This window comes from Brevundimonas sp. AC546 (assembly GCF_979258305.1).
The window spans coordinates 2,086,792-2,106,354 of the sequence record NZ_OZ409849.1 but is presented as its reverse complement, the minus strand read 5'-3'; the positions used below and the strand labels follow the sequence as shown (position 1 = coordinate 2,106,354).

The following is a 19,563-nucleotide window of genomic DNA, read 5'->3' as shown; positions in this document are numbered from 1 at the left end:
CAGATCCGGTAAAGGTCGAGCGTCATTAGAGGAGCGGCTCTGAAATCCCGTGAGGGGCGGCGATACGGACGCCGCGAGAGAGGCCCGAACCGGTGACGGCCCCGGAGCGCCGCAACAGGCGCGCGCGAAGGGCCGCGCAGACGATCAAAACCCCTCGACTTGGGCGCAGGCGGGACTTAAGCACCGGCCTAACCCCTGTCAACGCGAGGGGCTTTCGGCCGCCTTCGACGGAGCGCCCTCTTGACCCCATTCCGGCGACCTTCCAGCATCCTGACGACGGCGCTTTTGACCGCAGTCCTTTCGACGGCCGCCTGTTCGCGATCCGGCGACGACCGGCCGCCCGAGCAGGGCGATCAGGCCGTGGCGACGGTGCAAGACGAGACCATATGGGCGTCGGACGTGAAGCGCGAGGCGGTGGCTCAGGGGTTGATCGGCGAGGGCGAGGCGCTGGATGCGACCTCGGATCTTTTCCGTCGCGTGCTGGACGAGGTGATCGACCAGAAACTGCTGGCCGGCGAGGCGCAACGCCGCCACCTGGATTCCTCGCCCCTGGCGCAACGGCGGCTGGAGGCGACCCGCGAGCGTATACTTGGCGACATGCTGGTCGAGAGCGTGGTCAACAAGGCCGTGTCCGATCAGGCGGTGCAGACCCTGTACAATGAGCAATTGCGGCTGGCGAAGACCTCTGAGGAGATCCGGGTGCGCCTGATCCTTTCGCGCACCAAGCCCGAGGCCGACGCCGTGATCGGCATCCTGGGCCAGGGCGCCGGGTTCGAGGCGGTGGCGGCGGAGCGGTCGGTGGACGAGGCGACGCGGTTCTCGGGCGGCGACCTGGGCTATTCGACGCTGGACGTCATGCCGCAAGCCTATGCCGACGCCCTGCGCGACAAGCCGGCCGGTTCGACCGTCGGGCCTTTCCAGACCGAGGGCGGCTGGGCCGTGCTGCGGGTCGAGGATCGGCGCAAGGAAAACCCGCCGACGCTGGAGCAGGCCCGGCCGCAGATCGTGCGCTATCTGACCTATGAAGGCGTGCGGCAGTTGCTGGAACAGTTGCGCGGCAAGGCTGAGGTCGATGTGCGCCTGCCGGCGCAGTCGCCGCCCGTCGCCTCCGCGCCGGCTCCGTCGTCCACCCCGTCTCCCGCACCGGCCGCCTGACATGACCAAGCCCCCCTCCACGACCGGCCAGAAGATCGAGCATGCGTTCGAAAAGGCGCTGGACCCGTTCGCCACGGCCCTGAAGCGCGCGACGCGCACCCCCGGCTCGGACACAGCCGCCACGACGCCAGCGCCAGCCGCCGGCAAGCCCGGCCTGGCCATCTCGCCGCTGGCCGTGCCTTTTCCGACCATTCCGCCCATCGGGGGCGTCGAGATCGCCACCGCGCGGGCCGGTTTCTACAAGCACGAGCGCGACGACCTGGTGGTGTTCCATTTCGCGCGGGGCACCAGCTGCGCCGGGGTCTTTACCCGCCACAAGATCGGCTCGGCGCCCGTAGACTGGTGCAAGAGGCATCTGGCCGGCCCCGACGGGGGCAAGGACGTGCGGGCCCTGGTCATCAACGCCGGCTGCGCCAACGCCTTTACAGGCAAGGCCGGCGCCGACGCCGCGCGCCGCACGGCCTCGGAGGTCGCCAAACGGTTCGGCTGTCGCCAGCGCGACGTCATGCTGGCCTCGACCGGGGTGATCGGCGTGGTGCTGGATGAAAAGAAGATCGTCGCCAAATTGCCCGAGATCGAACAGGGGCTGGACGCCGACGCCTGGGCCAAGGCCGGGCAGGGCATCATGACCACCGACACCTTCCCCAAAGGCTCCTACGCAGAGGCCGAGATCGAGGGCTACAAGGTGCGTATCGCCGGCATCGCCAAGGGGTCCGGCATGATCGCGCCGGACATGGCGACCATGCTGGCCTTCATCGTCACAGACGCCGACATCCATCCGGCGGTGCTGCAGGCCCTGCTGGGATTGCACGTGCGCACGACCTTCAACAGCGTGACGGTGGACGGCGACACCTCGACCAACGACACGGCGTTGCTATTCGCCACCGGAACCTCGGGCGCGCCGCGCATCGGTCGGCTCGGGGATCGCAGGCTGAAGAGCTTCTCGGCCGCCCTGGACAAGGTCATGTTGGACCTGGCGCATCAGTTAGTGCGCGACGGCGAGGGCGCGACCAAGTTCGTCAAGGTGACGGTGGACGGCGCGGCTTCGCCCGCATCGGCCCGCAAACTGGCCAAGTCCATCGCCGACAGCCCCCTGGTCAAGACCGCCATCGCCGGCGAGGACGCCAACTGGGGCCGGGTCGTCATGGCGGTCGGCAAGACCGAGGAGCCAGTGGATCGCGACCGCCTGGGCATCAAGTTCGGACCCAACGTCGCCGCCGTGGATGGCGCCCCGTCCGCGACCTACGACGAGGCGGCGATGAGCGCCTATATGAAGAAGCCGGAGATCGACATCACCGTGGACGTCGGCGCGGGCCGGGCTTCCGCCACCGTCTGGACCTGCGACCTGACCAAGGGCTACATAGAGATCAACGGCGATTATCGCAGCTGATGGTCAAACGGCCGGACAAGCTGCGTCGGCAGATGGCTGCGCGCGGCTGGACCGACGATCAGATCGCCGAGGCCGTGGCGGGCGGCGCCCGCGTCGCAGCGGCGAACCGCGAGACAGACCGCCCTGCGACGCGCTATATTCATCCCGAGACGGGACGCTCGGTGGTGATCGAGGACGAGTCCGGAGAGATTATACATGTCGGCGGCGATGGCTTCATCTACTGACTGGACCGATGTCCACGTCCGCATCGTGGACGACGCCGTCGATGTCTGGCGTCCGGTGAAGGCCCGCGCCGTTAGCGACCATGTCTTTCACCTCAGCGACGACCCCGCGCCCGAGGACGAACGCTGGGCCTTCGACCCCGGCGACGAGGTCGTGGTCGAACGGCGCGCCAACGGCGAGGCGGACGTGCTGGTCGCCGTCGCGCGAGCTTCGGACATGGACGAACGGTCAAACCTGTGGCTGCGGAAGGCCGGGTGAGCGGGGCGTCGCTTCCCACCGTCTTGGTCGTCGCCGTCGCCTTGATCGATGTGGACGGGCGAGTGCTGATCGCCAAGCGGCCGCAGGGCAAGAAACTGGCGGGCCTGTGGGAGTTTCCGGGCGGCAAGGTCGAGCCGGGAGAGCGGCCCGAGGCGGCCTTGATCCGCGAGTTGAAGGAAGAACTGGGCATCGACGTCAGCGAAAACTGTCTGTCGCCGTTCGTTTTCGCCAGCCACGCTTACGATTCGTTTCACCTGTTGATGCCATTGTATCTGTGCCGACGGTGGAACGGCGTGGTCACGCCGCATGAACACGACGGCCTGGCCTGGGTGAAGCCGAACAAGCTTTCGGACTATCCCATGCCGCCGGCCGACGAACCCCTGGTCGCCTGGCTGCGCGACCTGCTCTGATCACCGCCGACCAGGGAGGCGCGATCAGCGGCTAGTCCGGCTCCTCGCCCGTCATTTCCTTCACACCCAGGACATCGGCCAACCGCGTCTTGGCCGACCCGCGCGGCAAAGGCTTCTGCTGACTCTCGTGCGGTTTCCAGCCGGCCAGGTGAATGATCTCGAACGTCGCCGGGATCCGGCCGTCGGCCTGGGCATGACGTTCGGCATAGAGGGCGGCGGCGCGGGCGACGATGCGGCGGTTCAGCGGTCGGACCGATCCATGCAGCACATTGGTCTCGCCCATGGCGCGCAGGTCGCGGATCAGGGCGAAAAGATCGGCATAGCGGACGGTGAACCGGTCCACGTCGGAAACGGGCAGGGCGAATCCCGCCCGCTGAAGCAAGGCCGCGCCGTCATAGCCGTCGGCGAAGGGCGAGACGCGCGCCTGGGCGCCGCCGCGCTCCTCGAGTTCAGCCTGGGTCAGGACACCGCGCAACTCTTTCAGGGTGCCGGCGCCAAACAATGTGCCGATGAACAGGCCGTCCGGCTTCAGCGCGCGCCGGATCTGGGCCAGGGCGCCGGGCAGGTCGTTGGCCCAGTGCAGGGTCAGGAGCGAGACGATCAGATCGGCCGATCCATCCTCCAGCGGCAGGCCTTCCGCGCCCGGCGCCGCGCGTTGGGCCAGGGAGACGGGCGTCAGGATCGGACCGACACGGTCGGCGGCGTCGCTGGACGTGACCGCACGCTCGAACACCCCTGGATGGGCAGACAGATCGACCGCAACGGGAAAATCGCGCAAGATGGCTTCCAGGCTCTCGGCGGCGTTCGCGGCGGCGCGGGCGTGCAGGAAGTCGGCCTGGTCGAACCGTGCGGCGGACCGCACCAGACGCGCCTGACGCCGGGCGGCGTCGAAGATGCGCGGGGGGCCTTCGGACGAGGATGGGGGGACGGTCATGGACGCACAGGATGGGGGTTGGCGGCGCGCCTGGGAAGGGGCGGGGCGACAGTTGCGCGGCGCCGGACGCGGATTGGCGGATCTGATCCTGCCGCCGATGGCGCACGACAGTCGTGAGGCGACGGCCGCCGCCGGCCTGACGCCCGACGCCTGGAGCCGCATCCGGTTTCTGGAGGCGCCGGTGTGCGACGGATGCGGCGCGGCGTTCGAATATGACGGCGGCGTCTTCGCCGAGGACCGCTGCACCGCCTGTATCGCCCAGCCCTATGTTTTTCAGCGGGCGCGGGCAGCGTGTCTGTATGACGAGGCGTCGCGGGGGCTGATCCTGCGGTTCAAGCACGGGGACCAGCAGCAGTTCGCGCCCCTCTTCGCCCGCTGGATCGGCCGGTCCGCCGCCGATCTGGTCGAAGAGGCGGATGCGGTCGTGCCCGTCCCGCTGCATCCCTTTCGCCTGCTGTCGCGCCGCTTCAATCAGGCGGCCGAGATCGCCCGACCGCTGGCCCGCGACGCAGGCCGCGACTATCTGCCCGACGCCCTGGTCCGCACGACCCACACCACTAGCCAGGGCGGCAAGAGCCAGCGCGGGCGGCGTCTGAACGTCAAGAAAGCCTTCGCCGTAACCGAGACCGGGCGGCGTCGCATCCGAGGACGGCGCATCCTTCTGATCGACGATGTGTTGACCACGGGCGCGACCGGAGAGGCCTGCGCGCGCGCCCTGCTCGACGCCGGAGCGCGCGGCGTGGACCTGGCGGTCATCGCACGGGTGCGAAACGCCCGTGAACTGACTATGTAGAAAGCGCCCTATCGCTCGCCGCGCGGCGGCTCGCTGCTTGAGGGCGCTGAATTCTGATTGGAGAATACCCTTTGGCTGACGTCGTCATCTATACCAAGCCCGGCTGTCCCTATTGCTTCAGCGCCATGTCGCTGTTGAAGAAGAAGGGCGTGGACTACACCGAGATCGTCGCCTCGAACGATCCAGACAAGAAGGCCGAGATGGTCGAGAAGTCCGGCGGCCGCATGACCTTCCCGCAGGTCTTCATCGGCGGCCAGCACGTCGGCGGCTCCGACGACGTCCACGCCCTGGATCGCGACGGCAAGCTCGACGCGCTTCTGGCGGCCTGATCCCGTGAGCGGCGGGCTCGACATCGCCCTGATCCAGACCCGCACGCCGGCGACGGCTGAGGCGGCCCTGGCCCATGTCGAGCCCCTGATCCGCGAGGCGGCGGCGGGCGGAGCGAAGTTCATCCTGACGCCGGAAGGGACCAATGTCCTGGAACAGCGCCGGGAACGACGCGACGCCGCGATCACGACCGAGGACGCCGACGTCGTCGTTCTGGGCCTGCGTCGTCTGGCGGCGGAACTGGGCGTCTGGCTGCTGATCGGCTCAGCCATCGTGAGGTCCGGCCATGCCGGTGACGGCCGCGCCGCCAATCGCTCGCTGTTGATCGACGCGTCCGGCGGGATCGTCGCCCGCTATGACAAGCTGCATGTCTTCGACGTGAACCTGCCCAATGGCGAGACCTATCGCGAGAGCGCGACGGTGCGGCCCGGCGACGGGGCGGCGTTGGCGGATACGCCCTGGGGCCGGCTGGGCCTGACCATCTGCTACGACATCCGCTTTCCCCATCTGCATCGCCAGCTGGCCAAGGCGGGGGCGTCGATGATCGCGGTGCCGGCCGCCTTCACCGCCCCGACCGGCGAGGCGCATTGGGAGACCCTTCTGCGCGCCCGCGCCATCGAGACGGGGGTCTTTGTCCTGGCGCCGGCGCAAGGTGGCCTGCACGAGGATGGTCGCCGCACCTGGGGTCGGTCCACCGTCGTCGGACCCTGGGGCGAGATCATCGCCAAGGCGGATCACGACGAGCCTTGCATCGTGACGGCGAAGCTGGACATGGAGGCGGTGGCCAAGGCGCGTGCGGCGGTGCCCGCCCTGACCCACGATCGCGATTTCCTGCCCGCCGTTTGATTGTTCCATGATCCGCTACGCCCTGAAATGCGACTTGGCCCACGAGTTCGAGGCCTGGTTCGGCTCCTCGTCCGACTTTGACGACCAGGCGGGGCGTGGTCTGGTGGAATGCCCGTTCTGCGGCTCGCATTCGGTTCAAAAGGCGATCATGGCCCCGGCCGTCAGCGGGGCGCGCAAGGCCGATCCGGCGTCGGATGTCGCCGCCAAAATGCAGAGCGTGATGATGGCCGCCGCCCGCAAGGTGCGCGCCCATGTCGAGGCCAACTTCGACTATGTCGGCGACACGTTCGCCCGCGAGGCTCGCGACATTCACGAGGGCAGGTCCGAGAAGCGCGAAATCTATGGCGAGGCCACGCCTGCCGAGGTCAAGAAGCTGAAGGACGACGGGGTGCCGGTCTCGGCCCTGCCTGACGCCCCTCCGGACCCGTCCAAGGTCAACTGAGGTGGCCTCGGGAGAGGAGCGCTATCAGGAGTTCGCGCCGCCGCCGTCCTTGCGACCCTTCGTCCGCGTGATCTGGACCTATGCCGCACCCGATCCCTCGCCGACCATCCAACGCATTGCGCCCGATGGCTGTCCCGAACTGATCTTCGACCTGGGCGCGCCTTATGCGGAACAGGGCGACGACGGTGTGTTTCACCTGCAGCCCTCGGCCCTGTTCGCGGGGCAGATGACCCGGCCCCTGGTCATGCGACCGACCGGCCCGACCGAACTGGTCGCCGTGCGGTTCGAACCCGATGGCGCACGCGGCTTTCTGGAACGGCCGCTGAGCGAGGCGACCGACCGGCGTCTGGACATGGTCGAGCGGCTGGCCGGGCTCACCGCTCCGGTCGGGGATCCGTCAGGCCAGGTCGCGGCCATCGCCGCCTGGCTGGAGGCGCAGAGGCGGGACGCGGACTGGACGATCGACCCGGCAGTCCGCGGCGAGATCGAGGCCGCCGCAGCCGAACGCCCGGCGCCGGTCCGGTCGCCATCCGAACAACGCGCCGTTCAGCGCCGGTTCGCGGATCGGGTGGGGGTGTCGCCCCGCCTGCTGCGTTCGATCTTTCGCTTTCGTCGGGTGTTCGATCACGCGGCCCAGCCGGACAGCGAGACAGAGGGCTGGCTGGCGGCGGGGCTGGAGGCCGGCTATTTCGACCAGCCGCAGATGGCGCGCGACTTCCGACGCTTCCTGGGCTGCACCGCCACCGACTGGGCGCGCGAACAGCATGAGTTGGCCCGCGCCATCGCGTCGCAAACCTACAAGCCGCCGGGGCCGCATCCGGTCTAGCCTGCATGCCTCGACTGGAGAGGGATGACGACCATGCTGACCCCGCTGCTTCTCGCCGCTGCGCTTCACGCGGACTTGCGACCCGACCTGGGCTGGATGTCCGGGTATTGGCTGTCGTGCGAGGCGGAGCGTGAGGCGTCCGAGACCTGGACCGATCCGCGCCTGAACCTGATGCTGGGAACATCCCTGACGGTGCGCGGCGGCCGGGCGGGGTGGGAGCTGTCGCGCATCGCGCCTGCCGATCCGACCCCTGCCGCGCCTCTGGCCTATTTCGCCCATCCCGAGGGGCAGGCTCCGACCCTGTTTCCGGTCATCGCATCCGGTCCGAGCCGCGTCGTGTTCGAACAGGCGGCGGACGACGACTTTCCCAAACGCGTCGTTTATGAACGCGAGGGGGATGTCCTGAACGCCCGGATCGAAGGCGTGATGGACGGTCAGGAAAGGATGATCCGATGGCGCTTCCAGAAGGCGGAACTGAACTCCCGCTGCCCGACCTAGTAACGGGGCTGGATTGGCGGCCCATGCGGCCGACCGACATCGACGCCGTGGTCGAGGTCGCGCGCCTGTCCTTCCCGGATCATTTCGAAGGTCGGTCCTGTTTCGAAAATCGGCTGGCGCTGTATCCGCGCGGCTGTTTCGTGCTGGCGGATGGGGATGGCGCGGCCAGGGGCTATCTGATCGCCTATCCGTGGCGGGCCGAGAGCGCGCCACCGCTGAACACGGTGATCGAGGGCCTGCCGGCCGAACCGGCCCTGATCTATCTGCATGACCTGGCCCTGCATCCCGAAGCGCGGGGCGGGGGCGTCACGGGCGGGATCATAGAGCGGCTGGCCGAACAGGCGGCTGAGGACGACTGGCCCGCCATCGCCCTGGTCGCGGTCAACGACGCCGTCGGCTTCTGGTCCCGGCACGGTTTCGTCGAAAAGCCGGCCGAGGCCATGGCGGCGAAACTGGCCAGCTACGGTCCGGACGCCCGCTATATGCTCAGGCCGCTCTAGGAACGATTCAGCGCCGTCCGACCGCCCGCTCGCACGAAGTCCAGGCGATTGGACCGGGTCAGGGCATGCCGACGCCTCATCTCCCGCTCGCACATCAGGGAGTCGCCCACAGAATTCGGGGTGAGAAAGGCGCGGTGCGCGGCGCACCAGTCATGACTGGCGACCCGAATGCGTCCCGCCAACATCAGCGCATCTCTTGGTCGAGCCATCTGCAATCCTTGGGCATCGACATGCATGTCCGGCGCCTCGCCAGCGAGCAAAGCGCCAGCCACCATCAATTCCAGCATCAGGCCCATCGTCACAATCTCCCGCGTTAGAAGGGCCTGCCTTCAGGCCCTCGCTGGAGAGAGAAGACGTCCGACATCATCGGATGCGGCCGCGCGGATGAAATATCGGTAAGCTTGGAATAATCGCTGCGAACGCCCGCTATGGTGTTTCTGTCCACATGCCTGTAAGAGGCGCGCGCCTCCCGCATGCCTTTTCATGACCAGCGGCCGCCCGTATGCCGGCCGCGCCTTTTCGCGATTATCAAATGAACCTGCGCAACGTCGCCATCATCGCCCACGTCGACCACGGCAAGACGACCCTGGTGGACCAACTGCTCGCCCAGTCCGGCGTCTTCCGAGCCAACGAGGCGCAGACCGAGCGCGCGATGGACTCCAACGACCAGGAAAAAGAGCGCGGCATCACCATTCTGGCCAAGTGCACCTCGGTGCTCTGGAACGGCAAGGCCGGTGAAACCCGCATCAACATCATCGACACCCCCGGCCACGCCGACTTCGGGGGCGAGGTCGAACGCATCCTGGGCATGGTGGACGGTTGCGTCATCCTGGTCGACGCCGAAGAGGGCGTCATGCCCCAGACCAAGTTCGTGCTGACCAAGGCGCTGAAGATGGGCCTGCGCCCGATCCTGTGCATCAACAAGGTCGACCGCGCCCACGCCGATCCGGACCGCGTCCACAACGAGACCTTCGACCTGTTCGCCGCCATCGGCGCGACGGACGAGCAACTGGACTTCCCGCACATCTACGCCTCGGGCCGCAACGGCTGGGCGACGATGGATCTGAACCAGCCCAACGACAACCTAGCCCCGCTGTTCGACCTGATCGTCGATCACGTTCCGGCGCCCAAGGTTCAGGAAAACAAGGACAAGCCGTTCCGCATGCTGGACGTGCTGATCGAATCCGACCCCTTCCTGGGCCGCATCCTGACCGGCCGTATCGAGAGCGGCAAGGCGATCCCGGGCATGGCGATCCACGCCCTGGACCGCGACGGCAAGGAAATCGAGCGCGGCCGCATCACCAAGGTCCTGGCCTTCCGCGGCCTGAAGCGCACGGCTCTGGACGAGGGTTCGGAAGCGGGCGACATCGTCGCCATCGCCGGCATGTCCAAGGCCACCGTTGCCGACACCCTGTGCGCGATCGAGGTGACCGAGCCTCTGCCCGCCCAGCCGATCGATCCGCCGACCATCTCCATGACCGTCTCGGTCAACGACAGCCCTCTGGCCGGTCGCGAAGGCGACAAGGTCCAGTCGCGCGTCATCCGTGACCGTCTGCTGAAGGAAGCTGAAGCCAACGTCGCCATCCGCGTGACCACGACCGAAGGCGGCGACGCCTACGAAGTCGCCGGCCGTGGTGAACTACAGCTGGGCGTCCTGATCGAGAACATGCGTCGCGAAGGCTTCGAGGTCTCGATCTCGCGTCCGCGCGTGGTGTTCCAGGAAGGCGAGAACGGCGAGAAGCTGGAGCCGATCGAAGACGTCATGATCGACGTCGACGACGAGTTCTCGGGCATCGTCATCGAAAAGCTGTCGGCCCGTAAGGCCGAAATGACCGACATGGGCCCGTCGGGCGCCGGCAAGACCCGCATCAGCCTGAAATGCCCGTCGCGCTCGCTGATCGGTTATCAGGGCGAGTTCCTGACCGACACGCGCGGTTCGGGCGTGCTTAACCGCGTCTTCAGCCACTACGAAGGCTACAAGGGCGCGATCGCCGGTCGTCTGAAGGGCGTGCTGATCTCGAACTCGGACGGCGACACGGCGGCCTTCGCCCTGTGGAACCTGGAAGATCGCGGCGTCATGTTCGTCGGCGCCGGCGAGAAGACCTACCAGGGCATGATCATCGGCGAGAACGCACGCTGGGACGACCTGGACGTCAACCCGATCAAGGGCAAGCAACTGACCAACGTCCGCGCCTCCGGCAAGGACGAGGCCGTTCGCCTGACCCCGCCGCGCCAGATGTCGCTGGAACAGGCCATCGCCTATATCGACGACGACGAGCTGGTCGAGGTGACGCCGAAGTCCATCCGCCTGCGCAAGCAGACGCTGAACCCCTCGTTCCGCAAGAAGCGCGTTCGCCCCGAGTAATCCTCCACTGACGCGAAGGGGGATGCGGCCTATAGGTGGCTGACATGATCGCTTCGCCCAGTCTGGATGACCGCCTTGACGAGGCCGCCCGCGCGGGAGATCCGCGCGCGGCGGTCTCTGTCGTTCTGCGCGAGATCTATGACGCCGCCCGCGCCCGCGCCGAGCGCAAACTGGACGGCGGCATGAAGGGGCGCGAGGTCGCCCGCATTTACGCTGCGGCCGCCGACGACATGCTGGCGGGCCTGTGGCGGGTCGCAACCCAGATGCTGTTCCCCGTCTCCGCCGTCGAGAGCGAGCGGCTGTCCTTGGTGGCGGTCGGGGGTTACGGCCGGGGCGTCCTGGCGCCCTTTTCCGACCTGGACCTGCTGTTCCTGCGCCCGGCCAAGGCCACGCCGCGCGGCGAGAGCGTCATTCAGTTCATCCTCTATGTGCTGTGGGACCTGGGGGTGAAGGTCGGGCCGGCGGTGCGTTCGGTCGAGGAATGCCTCAGCCTGTCGCGCACCGACATGACGGTGCGGACCACATTGCTGGAGGCCCGGCATCTGGCGGGCGACGAACGGCTGTCGGACCTGATGATCGGCCGGTTCCGCGACATGGTCTCCAAGTCCGACCCCCGCCCCTTCATCGCCGCCAAGCTGGAAGAACGGGCCGTCCGGCACCAGAAGGCGGGCGTGACCCGCTACAAGGTCGAACCCAACGTCAAGGACGGCAAGGGCGGGCTTCGCGACCTGAACACCCTGTACTGGATCGCGCGGTCCCTGGCGCCCGACAGCCGGCTGGGCGCGACGGTGATGGACGAGATGTTCACCTCGCGCGAGCGGCGCGCCTCCGACGACGCCTTCGACTTCCTTTGGCGCGTGCGGATCCATCTGCACCTGATCGCGGGGCGGGCCGAAGAGAAGCTGACGTTCGACATGCAGCCCGAGGTGGCCCGGCGCATGGGCTGGCAGGGGCGCGGCGACGAGCCGGCGGTCGAGCGGTTCATGCGCCGATACTTCCTGGTCGCCCGCGACGTCGGCGCCTTGACCCGCGCCATGTCGGCCAAGCTGGAGGCGCGACACCAGAAGACGGCGCAGGGCCTGTCGCGTCTGATGACCTCTTTCCGGTCCACCCGACGCAAGCTGGAGGTCGAGGGGTTCTGGGTCGATCAGGGCCGGTTGTCGGTCGAGGGGCCGGAGGTGTTCGCCGCCGATCCGGTCAAGCTGCTGACCCTGTTCGTCTGCGCCGACAAGCACGACCTGGATCTGCACCCGGACGCCTTTTCCGCCGTGACCCGGTCGTTGTCGCTGGTGACGCCCCGGCTAAGGCGCGATCCGGCGGCGACGCGGGCGTTCCTGGATGTGCTGGCGCATGGGCAGCGGCCCTATCGCGTCCTGACCATCATGAACGAGACAGGGCTGCTGGGTCGGTTCCTGCCCGAATGGGGGCGAATTGTCGGCCAGACCCAGTTCAATATGTACCATGCCTATACGGTGGACGAGCACACGCTGCAGGCCATCGGCATCATCAACGACATCGCGCGCGGCAAGCTGAAGGGCGACCACCCGCTGGCCACCGAGATCGTCCAGCTGATCTCGGACATGGAAGCCCTGATGTTGGGGATGTTGCTGCACGACGTGGGCAAGGGTGGCGAGCGCGGACAGCTGGAGGACGGCGCCATCGCCGCGCGCCGGGCCTGCGAACGTCTGGGCGTCGATCCACGCCGCATCGAACTGGTCGTCTGGCTGGTGCGCAGCCATCTGGCGCTCAGCGACTATGCCCAGAAGCGCGACCTGTCCGATCCCGCCACCATCCGCGCTTTCGCCGAACTGGTGGGCGAGCCCGAGCGGCTGCGAATGCTGCTGGTCCTGACCGTCGCCGATATTCGCGCGGTTGGGCCGGGGGTTTGGAACGGATGGAAGGGTCAGCTGATGCGCACCCTCTACAACCAAGTCGCCGCCCTGTTCCGGGGCGAGGACATGGCGCGCGAGGATCCGCTGGCGGCCCATCCGGCCCTGGTCGAACGCGCGCGCCAGACGGGCGCCGCCGCCGAGGCCGCGCCGACCGCCCCGGTCGCGGGGCTGGCGGTCCAGACCACAGAAATCTCCATCGCCGCCGCCGACCGGCCGGGCCTGTTCGCGGACCTGGCCCAGACCATGGCCGCCCTGGGCGCCGACGTGACCGACGCCCGCGTGGCGACCACGTCCGAAGGTCTGGTGCTGGACGTCTTCCGCATCCAGGACGGAGCGGGTCTGCCCTATGGCCAGGCCGAGCCGCGTCGAATCAAGGCCCTGGTCGAGGCGCTGGAAAAGGCCGCGCGTGGCGACGGTCGCATCGGCAAGGCGCCCGACCCGACCGGCAACGCCCGAAAGGCCGCCTTCGAGGTTCGGCCCGTGGTCATGGTCGATCACCACGCCAGCGAACTGGCCACCGTGGTCGAGGTCTCCTGCGCCGACCGACCGGGCCTTTTGGCGGCCCTCTCGCGCGTGTTCAACGACGAGGGTCTGAACATCCGCTCGGCGCACGTCGCCTCCTATGGCGAGCGGGCGGTCGACAGCTTCTATGTGGTGGACCGCAAAGGGCGAAAGGTCACCTCGGAACAGAGCATCGCCGAACTGCGCACGGCCCTGGAGGGGGTGCTGGACAGCCGCGCGCCCGCGCCGGCCGGTCGCAAGGTCGCCTCGGCCCGCGCCAGCGCCCGCGACGTCTCCGACCTGGGTCGCCGCAGCCCACGCGCGAAGCCCGTATCGCCCGCCGGGGAAGCGCGCTAAGCGAAAGTCTTCTTTTCGCGCCCTGTCGAATGTCCGCATGAGCCTCGCCCGCAATACCCTGGTGCAGTCGACCCTGACGCTGGGCAGCCGCCTGCTGGGCTTCGGCCGCGATCTGGCCCTGTCGGCGAACTTCGGCCAGGGACCGATGATGGACGTCTGGTCCACGGCCCTGATGCTGCCCAACATGTTCCGTCGCCTGTTCGCCGAGGGCGCCTTCGCCCAGGCCTTCGTGCCGGTCTATGGCGGGGTCAAGACGCGCGAGGGCGACGAGGCCGCAGCCGTCACGGCGTCGGAGGCCATGTCCTTCATGTTTGCCGTGGTCGCGGCCTTCTGCATCCTGCTGCAGATCGCCATGCCGTGGATCGTGCCGCTGTTGCTGTCGGCCTGGAAGGACGACGCCGAGGTCATGCGCGTGGGGGTGATCGCCACCCAACTGGCCATGCCTTACCTGGCCTGCATGACCATCGCCTCCCTGTTGTCAGGAGTGCTGAACACCGGCGGCCGGTTCGCCCTGTCAGCGGCCGTGCCGGTCTTCCTGAATCTCTGCACCCTGGCGCCGCTGTTGGGCGGCTTTTTCCTGCCAGTCTCGCCCGCGATGGTGCTGTTGGCCACCAGCGCGGCGGTCACTGTTTCGGGCGTGATCCAGGCCGGTCTGTTGTGGTGGGGCGTGCGGCGTCTGGGCGTGAAGCTGAAGCTGGGCCTGCCGCGCCTGACCCCGAACGTGAAGCGCGCCCTGGCCCTGGCGGTGCCCGGCGCCATGGCGGGCGGGGCCATGCAGGTCAACTCGGTCGTGTCCCAGGTTCTGGCCGGGTCCGACGCCGGCGCCCGCTCGGTGCTGTACAACGCCGACCGCCTTTACCAACTGCCGCTGGGCCTGGTCGGGGTCGCCATCGGGCTGGCCCTGGTGCCGCGCCTGACCCGAGCCTTCGTTTCCGGCGATCACGAGGGCGGGCAGAAGACGCTGGATGACGGCATCAACCTGGCCATGGCCTTCACCCTGCCGGCCGCCATCGCCCTGTTCGTCATTCCCTTCTTCATCATCGACGCGACGGTGACGCGCGGCGCCTTCACAAGCGCCGACGCCGCCCGCACCGCCGACGTGCTGCGTCAGTTCGCCTGGGGCGTACCGGCCTTCGTCCTGGCCAAGGTTCTGACCCCGCCCTTCTTCGCGCGCGAGGACACCCGTCGGCCGATGTATTTCGCCGTCACCGCGGTGGTCATCACCGTGGTTCTCGGGTCTGGCCTGTTCTTCTGGTTCCGCTCCCAAGGCTGGGACGGGGTGCTGGGCCTGGCCATCGCCACCAGCGTCTCGGCCTGGGTCAATGTCGGCCTGCTGGCCGGCGTCCTGATTCACGAGAACGCCTGGAGACCGTCGCCGGCCTTCGTCTCGCGCATTGCACGCGTCCTGGCCGCCAGCGCGGTTATGGCCGGTCTGCTGCTGCTGGCCAGCATCAACTATGGGCTGCTGAGCCGGATCTTGCTGGCCAAGGAGATCGCCGTCCTCGTCGTCTGCGGCCTGGGCGCTGCGGCCTATGGCGTGTGCCTCTTCGCCTTCCGCGCCGTGACCTTGTCGGAACTGAAGGCGACCTTGCGCCGCGAGCCGGGCGGCGGCGCGGTCTCCGGTCTGGACTGACCGACGGGGAACCGATAAGCGCGAGGCCATGACGACCTCGGGCCTGATTTCCGACCGGCGATGGCGCGGCTGAACCGCCGCCGCCTTCACCACGCCTGCCTTTCGACCTTCCGAGACCCGACCCCATGACCGACCAGACCCCAGCCGTTACGACATACGACGGTCCGCGCCGCATCCTGTCCGGCATCCAGGCTTCCGGCGCCCTGCACCTGGGCAACTATCTCGGCGCCCTGAAGCGGTTCGTCGAACTGCAGGACCAGGGCGCGCCAGTCTTCGTCTTCGTCGCCGACATGCACGCCATCACCGTCTGGCAGGATCCGGCCAAGCTGGCCGCCCAGACGCGCGAGATCGCCGCCGCCTATCTGGCCTCGGGACTGGATCCGGCAAAGTCGATCATCTTCCCTCAGTCGGCCGTGCGCGCCCACGCCGATCTGGCCTGGATCTTCAACTGCGTCGCCCGCCTCGGCTGGCTGGATCGGATGACCCAGTTCAAGGAGAAGTCGGGCAAGCACAAGGAACGGGCCTCGGTCGGCCTCTATACCTATCCCGTGCTCCAGGCCGCCGACATTCTGCTCTACAAGGCGACCGAGGTGCCCGTCGGTGAGGACCAGAAACAGCATCTGGAACTGACCCGCGACATCGCCGCCAAGTTCAACAACGACTTCGGCGTCCCCGGCTATTTCCCCGTGCCCGAGCCGATCATCCAGGGCCCAGCGACGCGCGTCATGTCGCTGCGCGACGGGGCGGCCAAGATGTCCAAGTCGGATCCGTCCGACAATAGCCGCATCAACCTGACCGACGACGCCGACACGATCGCGTCCAAGATCAAGCGCGCCAAGACCGATCCCGAGCCGCTGCCGGAAACCCTGGACGGGCTGAATGAGCGGCCCGAGGCCAAGAACCTGGTCGCCATCTACGCCGCTCTGGCGGGCCTGACCCGCGAACAGGTGATCGAACAGTTCGGCGGCCAGGGCTTCGGCGCGTTCAAGCCGGCCCTGGCGGACCTGGCGGTGTCATCGCTGGCCCCGGTCACGGCCGAGATGCGCCGCCTGATGGACGACCCGGCCGAGATCGACCGCGTGCTGAAGGACGGCGCCGAACGCGCCGCCGCAGTCGCCGACCCGGTGGTGGACGAGGTCAAGAAGATCGTGGGCTTCTGGCGGGTCTAGGTCGGAGGCCATGAGCCATCCTCTCGACCGCGCCGTCTGGAACGCCATGAACACGCGGCTGTCAGCGTTCGCCACCGCCGATTCCGATGCCCGCGCCGTGCGGATCGATCCTCAGGTCGGGGTCTTCCTGTCCGCCGCCGACAGCACATCCGAAAGCCGCGCCCATCTTACCGACTTGGCCCGCCGGCATCCGGGCGCCGGCCTGGTCGAGCGTGCCGACGGGCCGATGGTCGACGTTCTGCCTGAGGGGATCGCGGTCGAGCGCCGCATTCGCCTGGTGCAGATGACCTCGACCGTTCCGACACCCGAAAAGTCTTCGGGCCGGGTGTCCGATCTCGTCTTCGAGACCCTGACCGAAGCCGACGCGTCCGCCATGCTGGCCCTGGCGACCCTGACCAAGCCCGGCCCCTTCCGGTCGAGAACGCGCGAACTGGGTCCCTTCGTCGGGGTGAAACAGGACGGTGAACTCGTCGCCATGGCCGGGCGACGCCTGCGGATCGACGGCTTCACCGAACTGAGCGGCGTCTGCACCCATCCGGATCATCGCGGCAAGGGTTATGCGGCGGCTTTGTCGCGGATGGTGGTCAGCGAAATCCATGCGGCGGGGGACGCGGCCTTCCTGCACGCCTTCGCCGACCACGACGCGACCATCGCCTTCTATCGCACGTTGGGCTTCGAAGTCCGTGCGCCGATGACCTATACGATCCTGGCTGACTGAGGAGAGACCGACATGGGCGTTTACGAGGCGAAGATCATCTGGAGCCGGGGCGACCAGCCCTTCCTCGACAAGCGCTACAGCCGCGCCCATTCGTGGACCTTCGACGGCGGCGCGGTCGTGCCGGGGTCGTCGGCCCCGTCCAGCGTCCCCTTGCCGATGTCCGACGCCTCAGCCGTCGATCCGGAAGAAGCGATGATCGCCTCCCTGTCCAGCTGCCACATGCTGTGGTTTCTGGCCTTCGCCGTCAACGCCGGACTGGTGGTCGACACCTATGTCGATGAAGCGTCCGGCAGGATGGGCAAAAATGAACAGGGCCGCGGCTATATCGCCGAGGTGACCCTACGCCCCTGCACCCGTTTCACCGGCCGCGTCCCCTCGCAGGAGGAGTTGGACGCCCTGCATCACCAGGCCCATGAGCATTGCGAAATGGCTCACTCGGTGCGCGCGACCATCACCACCGTGGCGACGATCGGTTAGGCAGCGCGCCCCGTCTCCTCCTCGACCAGCGACCGGAACAGGGCGTGGGCGGCCAGCATTCCGTCCGATGTGGCCAAGCCGGCGGCGAAGAAGCCCGGCTGGGTCGTCTGTTGCATTGCGTCCACCTTGATCACCCGGCACATCGGCGCGCCGGTCAGGGTCGGCGCCTCGTCCTCCAGCCTTCGATCGGTGTCGTCTCGATGGTCAGGATTGGTCGACAGGCAGCCAGCCAGTTGGTCCGAGTTCATGGGCGCGCCGGTCCACACCTCATGCTCGGGCATGTGAAGAAGAGCGCGGAGGATGTTGGAGAGGCGGGAATTTCTTCTCATGAAACGACGGCTGTCGCCGTTGTGTGCTCAAGCCCTCTCTTAATGAGGGTCAAGTCGACCTATTGCTGAGACTAACGGCCTCGATCTTTAATGACTTAACCGGCCGCAGCGTCCGCCTCCTGACGGCCCTTAAAACCGCGCGTATAATCGCCGCCAGCCACGGGAAGGACGCTCACCCACGACAAAAGTGCACCAATTGCACTCAACTTTTGGATCGGCGCTACACCGTCCAATCAGACAGGTAAGACACTTTAGGCGGTGTTTTTTCTTCGACCATCTCAACCCATCGGGTCGGGCGTCAGATCGATCCCCGCCAGCTTCCAGGTTAAGGGCGTTCGGCGTTCGAGGATCAGCACCAGCGCATCGTCCGGCCGGTCGTCGCGCGTCAGGGTCACGACGAAGGTGTTGATGCCGCGATAGGCCCAGGACTGGTGGATCTTGTCCTTGGGCACGGCGGGCGTGTCGTCGGCGGGGACGGGGCGTTCCGGCTCGGGCGTCTCGCCTGAGCGCACCATGGCGGCGATGCCCTGGGGCGTGACGAAGTTGTCGACTGCGCCTTCGACCAGCGACGGGGCCAACAGCATCCCCAGCGCCGCCAGACCGCGATCCCCCTTGGTTCGGCTGCGGATTTCCAGCGCCGCCCGCGCGTTCAGTTCGCTTTTCAGACTGGCGCGAAAAGTCGGGAAATCCACCTGCCGTTCAAGCCCCGCCGCATCCCCCGTCCGCGCCGCCCGCACCAGGGCCTGGGCGGCGATGAAGGGCGAGGCGAACAGGGCGACGACCACGCCCACGACGACGGCGATCAGGGCTCCGGTGACGATTTTGCGGTTCATTCAGTCTCCTTGAAATGCCAACGCGGCGCCCGACCGCCCGGTTGCTTACGGCCGGGGCGTCACCGTCACGGCGGACGCGGTTCCATCGGGCAGGCCGATATGGACCAGCTTCCATTCGAACGGCCCGCGCCGCTCGAAGGTGAACAGAGTGCGCGATCCGCCCTGGTCCGTCACCGCCATCCGCGCCCGGTTAACGCTCCAATAGGCCGGAGTGGGCCAGGGCTTGCGCGCCTGAGCCGACGCAGGCGCCACGCCCGCCGTCGTCCTCTGGCTGGCGTACCGGCCCTCGCCGCGCAGCAGGGCCGTCAGGGCCGACGGCGTCAGATAGGCGTCTACGTCCGGCTGGCGCAGGATGGGGTTCTGTTCAATCTGACGCCGGAAGGCGCCGATGGGGTCTTCCAGGAACGACGGCGCGGGCGCCATCGCCTCAGGCCGTCCTGCCAGCTGCGGCCGCAGCGACTGACGCACGGCGTTGAAGTCGATCAACCGCGCCAGCCCCGCCACGTCGTTAGCCTCGGCCGCCGACCGAATGGCGAAGAAGGCCACGGCGGGCGCGGCGAAAAACGACAGCACCGCCGCCACGACCGCCGCCAGCACCAGATTTCCGAACAGACGCTTCACGACCGCTTCCTCATTATCGCCGATCATGCACGCCCCGGCCGATCACACAACGAAAAGCCCCGCCGGA

23 protein-coding genes are annotated in these 19,563 nt (G+C 67.8%); 18 read left to right on the top strand and 5 right to left on the bottom strand.

Annotated features, from left to right (window positions below):
* The first annotated feature begins 285 nt into the window (after positions 1-285).
* The 5 genes from ACZZZD_RS10400 to ACZZZD_RS10380 are packed head-to-tail and all read left to right on the top strand — an operon-like array spanning position 286 to position 3,435.
* Positions 286-1,155 (top strand): foldase protein PrsA, encoded by an 870-nt coding sequence (locus ACZZZD_RS10400; RefSeq protein ID WP_463434823.1) that lies wholly within the window; start codon positions 286-288, stop codon positions 1,153-1,155.
* A gap of 1 nt (position 1,156) precedes the next feature.
* On the top strand, positions 1,157-2,545 hold the full coding sequence (gene argJ, locus ACZZZD_RS10395) for a bifunctional glutamate N-acetyltransferase/amino-acid acetyltransferase ArgJ (RefSeq protein WP_463434822.1): 1,389 nt from the start codon (positions 1,157-1,159) through the stop codon (positions 2,543-2,545).
* Entirely contained in the window at positions 2,545-2,769 is a 225-nt protein-coding gene (locus ACZZZD_RS10390; protein WP_463434820.1) for a colicin E5-related ribonuclease, read from the top strand. Before argJ ends, ACZZZD_RS10390 begins: the two co-directional genes overlap by 1 nt.
* Entirely contained in the window at positions 2,753-3,025 is a 273-nt protein-coding gene (locus tag ACZZZD_RS10385) for a hypothetical protein (RefSeq protein ID WP_463434818.1), read from the top strand. Before ACZZZD_RS10390 ends, ACZZZD_RS10385 begins: the two co-directional genes overlap by 17 nt.
* The gene (locus tag ACZZZD_RS10380; protein ID WP_463434817.1) at positions 3,022-3,435 is read left to right on the top strand and encodes a (deoxy)nucleoside triphosphate pyrophosphohydrolase; all 414 of its coding nucleotides are present in this window, start codon (positions 3,022-3,024) and stop codon (positions 3,433-3,435) included. Before ACZZZD_RS10385 ends, ACZZZD_RS10380 begins: the two co-directional genes overlap by 4 nt.
* A 31-nt stretch (positions 3,436-3,466) precedes the next feature.
* Here the strand turns inward: ACZZZD_RS10380 and ACZZZD_RS10375 are convergent, their stop codons facing one another.
* A complete protein-coding gene (locus ACZZZD_RS10375) occupies positions 3,467-4,369 on the bottom strand; it encodes a methyltransferase domain-containing protein (RefSeq protein ID WP_463434816.1) in 903 nt (300 codons plus the stop codon).
* Here ACZZZD_RS10375 and ACZZZD_RS10370 point away from each other — a divergent pair.
* The 7 genes from ACZZZD_RS10370 (at position 4,368) to ACZZZD_RS10340 (ending at position 8,601) form a co-directional block, all read left to right on the top strand.
* Positions 4,368-5,162, top strand: coding sequence for a phosphoribosyltransferase family protein (locus ACZZZD_RS10370; RefSeq protein WP_463434815.1), 795 nt, complete (start codon positions 4,368-4,370; stop codon positions 5,160-5,162). The genes ACZZZD_RS10375 and ACZZZD_RS10370 overlap by 2 nt on opposite strands.
* 71 nt (positions 5,163-5,233) lie before the next feature.
* Positions 5,234-5,491, top strand: a complete 258-nt coding sequence (gene grxC, locus ACZZZD_RS10365; protein WP_463434814.1) for a glutaredoxin 3 — start codon at positions 5,234-5,236, stop codon at positions 5,489-5,491.
* Between the two features lie 4 nt (positions 5,492-5,495).
* Positions 5,496-6,335: a carbon-nitrogen hydrolase family protein gene (locus ACZZZD_RS10360; protein WP_463434812.1), complete on the top strand. Its 840-nt coding sequence runs from the start codon at positions 5,496-5,498 to the stop codon at positions 6,333-6,335.
* Between the two features lie 7 nt (positions 6,336-6,342).
* The gene (locus ACZZZD_RS10355; protein WP_463434811.1) at positions 6,343-6,777 is read left to right on the top strand and encodes a DUF1178 family protein; all 435 of its coding nucleotides are present in this window, start codon (positions 6,343-6,345) and stop codon (positions 6,775-6,777) included.
* A 1-nt stretch (position 6,778) separates the two neighbouring features.
* Positions 6,779-7,603, top strand: a complete 825-nt coding sequence (locus ACZZZD_RS10350) for a DUF6597 domain-containing transcriptional factor (protein WP_463434810.1) — start codon at positions 6,779-6,781, stop codon at positions 7,601-7,603.
* A 33-nt stretch (positions 7,604-7,636) separates the two neighbouring features.
* Positions 7,637-8,101: a DUF6265 family protein gene (locus ACZZZD_RS10345; RefSeq protein ID WP_463434809.1), complete on the top strand. Its 465-nt coding sequence runs from the start codon at positions 7,637-7,639 to the stop codon at positions 8,099-8,101.
* A 23-nt stretch (positions 8,102-8,124) separates the two neighbouring features.
* Positions 8,125-8,601 carry a GNAT family N-acetyltransferase gene (locus tag ACZZZD_RS10340; RefSeq protein ID WP_463434808.1) on the top strand — a complete coding sequence of 159 codons (477 nt, stop codon included), beginning with the start codon at positions 8,125-8,127 and terminating at the stop codon, positions 8,599-8,601.
* On the opposite strand, the gene ACZZZD_RS10335 is transcribed toward ACZZZD_RS10340, so the two are convergent.
* The gene (locus tag ACZZZD_RS10335) at positions 8,598-8,897 is read right to left on the bottom strand and encodes a hypothetical protein (RefSeq protein WP_463434807.1); all 300 of its coding nucleotides are present in this window, start codon (positions 8,895-8,897) and stop codon (positions 8,598-8,600) included. The two genes, ACZZZD_RS10340 and ACZZZD_RS10335, sit on opposite strands and share 4 nt — an antisense overlap.
* A 236-nt stretch (positions 8,898-9,133) precedes the next feature.
* On the opposite strand from ACZZZD_RS10335, the gene typA reads away from it, so the two are divergent.
* The 6 genes from typA (at position 9,134) to ACZZZD_RS10305 (ending at position 17,713) form a co-directional block, all read left to right on the top strand.
* Positions 9,134-10,966 (top strand): translational GTPase TypA, encoded by a 1,833-nt coding sequence (gene typA, locus ACZZZD_RS10330; protein WP_159847105.1) that lies wholly within the window; start codon positions 9,134-9,136, stop codon positions 10,964-10,966.
* Between the two features lie 44 nt (positions 10,967-11,010).
* The gene (gene glnD, locus ACZZZD_RS10325) at positions 11,011-13,716 is read left to right on the top strand and encodes a [protein-PII] uridylyltransferase (RefSeq protein WP_463434806.1); all 2,706 of its coding nucleotides are present in this window, start codon (positions 11,011-11,013) and stop codon (positions 13,714-13,716) included.
* Between the two features lie 37 nt (positions 13,717-13,753).
* Complete coding sequence (murJ, locus tag ACZZZD_RS10320; protein WP_463434805.1) at positions 13,754-15,349, top strand: murein biosynthesis integral membrane protein MurJ; 1,596 nt, start codon at positions 13,754-13,756, stop codon at positions 15,347-15,349.
* Positions 15,350-15,474: 125 nt separating this feature from the next.
* Positions 15,475-16,518: a tryptophan--tRNA ligase gene (gene trpS / locus ACZZZD_RS10315; RefSeq protein ID WP_463434804.1), complete on the top strand. Its 1,044-nt coding sequence runs from the start codon at positions 15,475-15,477 to the stop codon at positions 16,516-16,518.
* Positions 16,519-16,528: 10 nt separating this feature from the next.
* Complete coding sequence (locus ACZZZD_RS10310; protein WP_463434803.1) at positions 16,529-17,236, top strand: GNAT family N-acetyltransferase; 708 nt, start codon at positions 16,529-16,531, stop codon at positions 17,234-17,236.
* Positions 17,237-17,248: 12 nt separating this feature from the next.
* Positions 17,249-17,713: an OsmC family protein gene (locus ACZZZD_RS10305; RefSeq protein ID WP_463434802.1), complete on the top strand. Its 465-nt coding sequence runs from the start codon at positions 17,249-17,251 to the stop codon at positions 17,711-17,713.
* Here ACZZZD_RS10305 and ACZZZD_RS10300 read toward each other — a convergent pair.
* The 3 genes from ACZZZD_RS10300 to ACZZZD_RS10290 all read right to left on the bottom strand — a co-directional run bounded on the left by ACZZZD_RS10300 (position 17,710) and on the right by ACZZZD_RS10290 (position 19,496).
* Positions 17,710-17,961: a hypothetical protein gene (locus ACZZZD_RS10300; protein WP_463434801.1), complete on the bottom strand. Its 252-nt coding sequence runs from the start codon at positions 17,959-17,961 to the stop codon at positions 17,710-17,712. The two genes, ACZZZD_RS10305 and ACZZZD_RS10300, sit on opposite strands and share 4 nt — an antisense overlap.
* Positions 17,962-18,320: 359 nt before the next feature.
* Positions 18,321-18,875 (bottom strand): DUF2939 domain-containing protein, encoded by a 555-nt coding sequence (locus ACZZZD_RS10295; protein ID WP_463434800.1) that lies wholly within the window; start codon positions 18,873-18,875, stop codon positions 18,321-18,323.
* A gap of 45 nt (positions 18,876-18,920) precedes the next feature.
* A complete protein-coding gene (locus ACZZZD_RS10290) occupies positions 18,921-19,496 on the bottom strand; it encodes a DUF2939 domain-containing protein (RefSeq protein WP_463434799.1) in 576 nt (191 codons plus the stop codon).
* Positions 19,497-19,563 lie beyond the last annotated feature (67 nt).

Bases quoted from the DNA above. Each gene is read 5' to 3' on its own strand.
- argJ (WP_463434822.1), top strand. From the start codon at position 1,157: ATGACCAAGCCCCCCTCCACGACCGGCCAGAAGATCGAGCATGCGTTC.
- trpS (WP_463434804.1), top strand. From the start codon at position 15,475: ATGACCGACCAGACCCCAGCCGTTACGACATACGACGGTCCGCGCCGC.
- ACZZZD_RS10390 (WP_463434820.1), top strand. From the start codon at position 2,545: ATGGTCAAACGGCCGGACAAGCTGCGTCGGCAGATGGCTGCGCGCGGC.
- typA (WP_159847105.1), top strand. From the start codon at position 9,134: ATGAACCTGCGCAACGTCGCCATCATCGCCCACGTCGACCACGGCAAG.
- ACZZZD_RS10375 (WP_463434816.1), bottom strand. From the start codon at position 4,369: ATGACCGTCCCCCCATCCTCGTCCGAAGGCCCCCCGCGCATCTTCGAC.
- ACZZZD_RS10385 (WP_463434818.1), top strand. From the start codon at position 2,753: ATGGCTTCATCTACTGACTGGACCGATGTCCACGTCCGCATCGTGGAC.
- ACZZZD_RS10300 (WP_463434801.1), bottom strand. From the start codon at position 17,961: ATGAACTCGGACCAACTGGCTGGCTGCCTGTCGACCAATCCTGACCAT.
- ACZZZD_RS10340 (WP_463434808.1), top strand. From the start codon at position 8,125: ATGCGGCCGACCGACATCGACGCCGTGGTCGAGGTCGCGCGCCTGTCC.
- murJ (WP_463434805.1), top strand. From the start codon at position 13,754: ATGAGCCTCGCCCGCAATACCCTGGTGCAGTCGACCCTGACGCTGGGC.
- ACZZZD_RS10305 (WP_463434802.1), top strand. From the start codon at position 17,249: ATGGGCGTTTACGAGGCGAAGATCATCTGGAGCCGGGGCGACCAGCCC.
- ACZZZD_RS10335 (WP_463434807.1), bottom strand. From the start codon at position 8,897: ATGGGCCTGATGCTGGAATTGATGGTGGCTGGCGCTTTGCTCGCTGGC.
- ACZZZD_RS10310 (WP_463434803.1), top strand. From the start codon at position 16,529: ATGAGCCATCCTCTCGACCGCGCCGTCTGGAACGCCATGAACACGCGG.
- ACZZZD_RS10355 (WP_463434811.1), top strand. From the start codon at position 6,343: ATGATCCGCTACGCCCTGAAATGCGACTTGGCCCACGAGTTCGAGGCC.
- ACZZZD_RS10295 (WP_463434800.1), bottom strand. From the start codon at position 18,875: ATGAACCGCAAAATCGTCACCGGAGCCCTGATCGCCGTCGTCGTGGGC.
- ACZZZD_RS10345 (WP_463434809.1), top strand. From the start codon at position 7,637: ATGCTGACCCCGCTGCTTCTCGCCGCTGCGCTTCACGCGGACTTGCGA.
- ACZZZD_RS10370 (WP_463434815.1), top strand. From the start codon at position 4,368: ATGGACGCACAGGATGGGGGTTGGCGGCGCGCCTGGGAAGGGGCGGGG.
- glnD (WP_463434806.1), top strand. From the start codon at position 11,011: ATGATCGCTTCGCCCAGTCTGGATGACCGCCTTGACGAGGCCGCCCGC.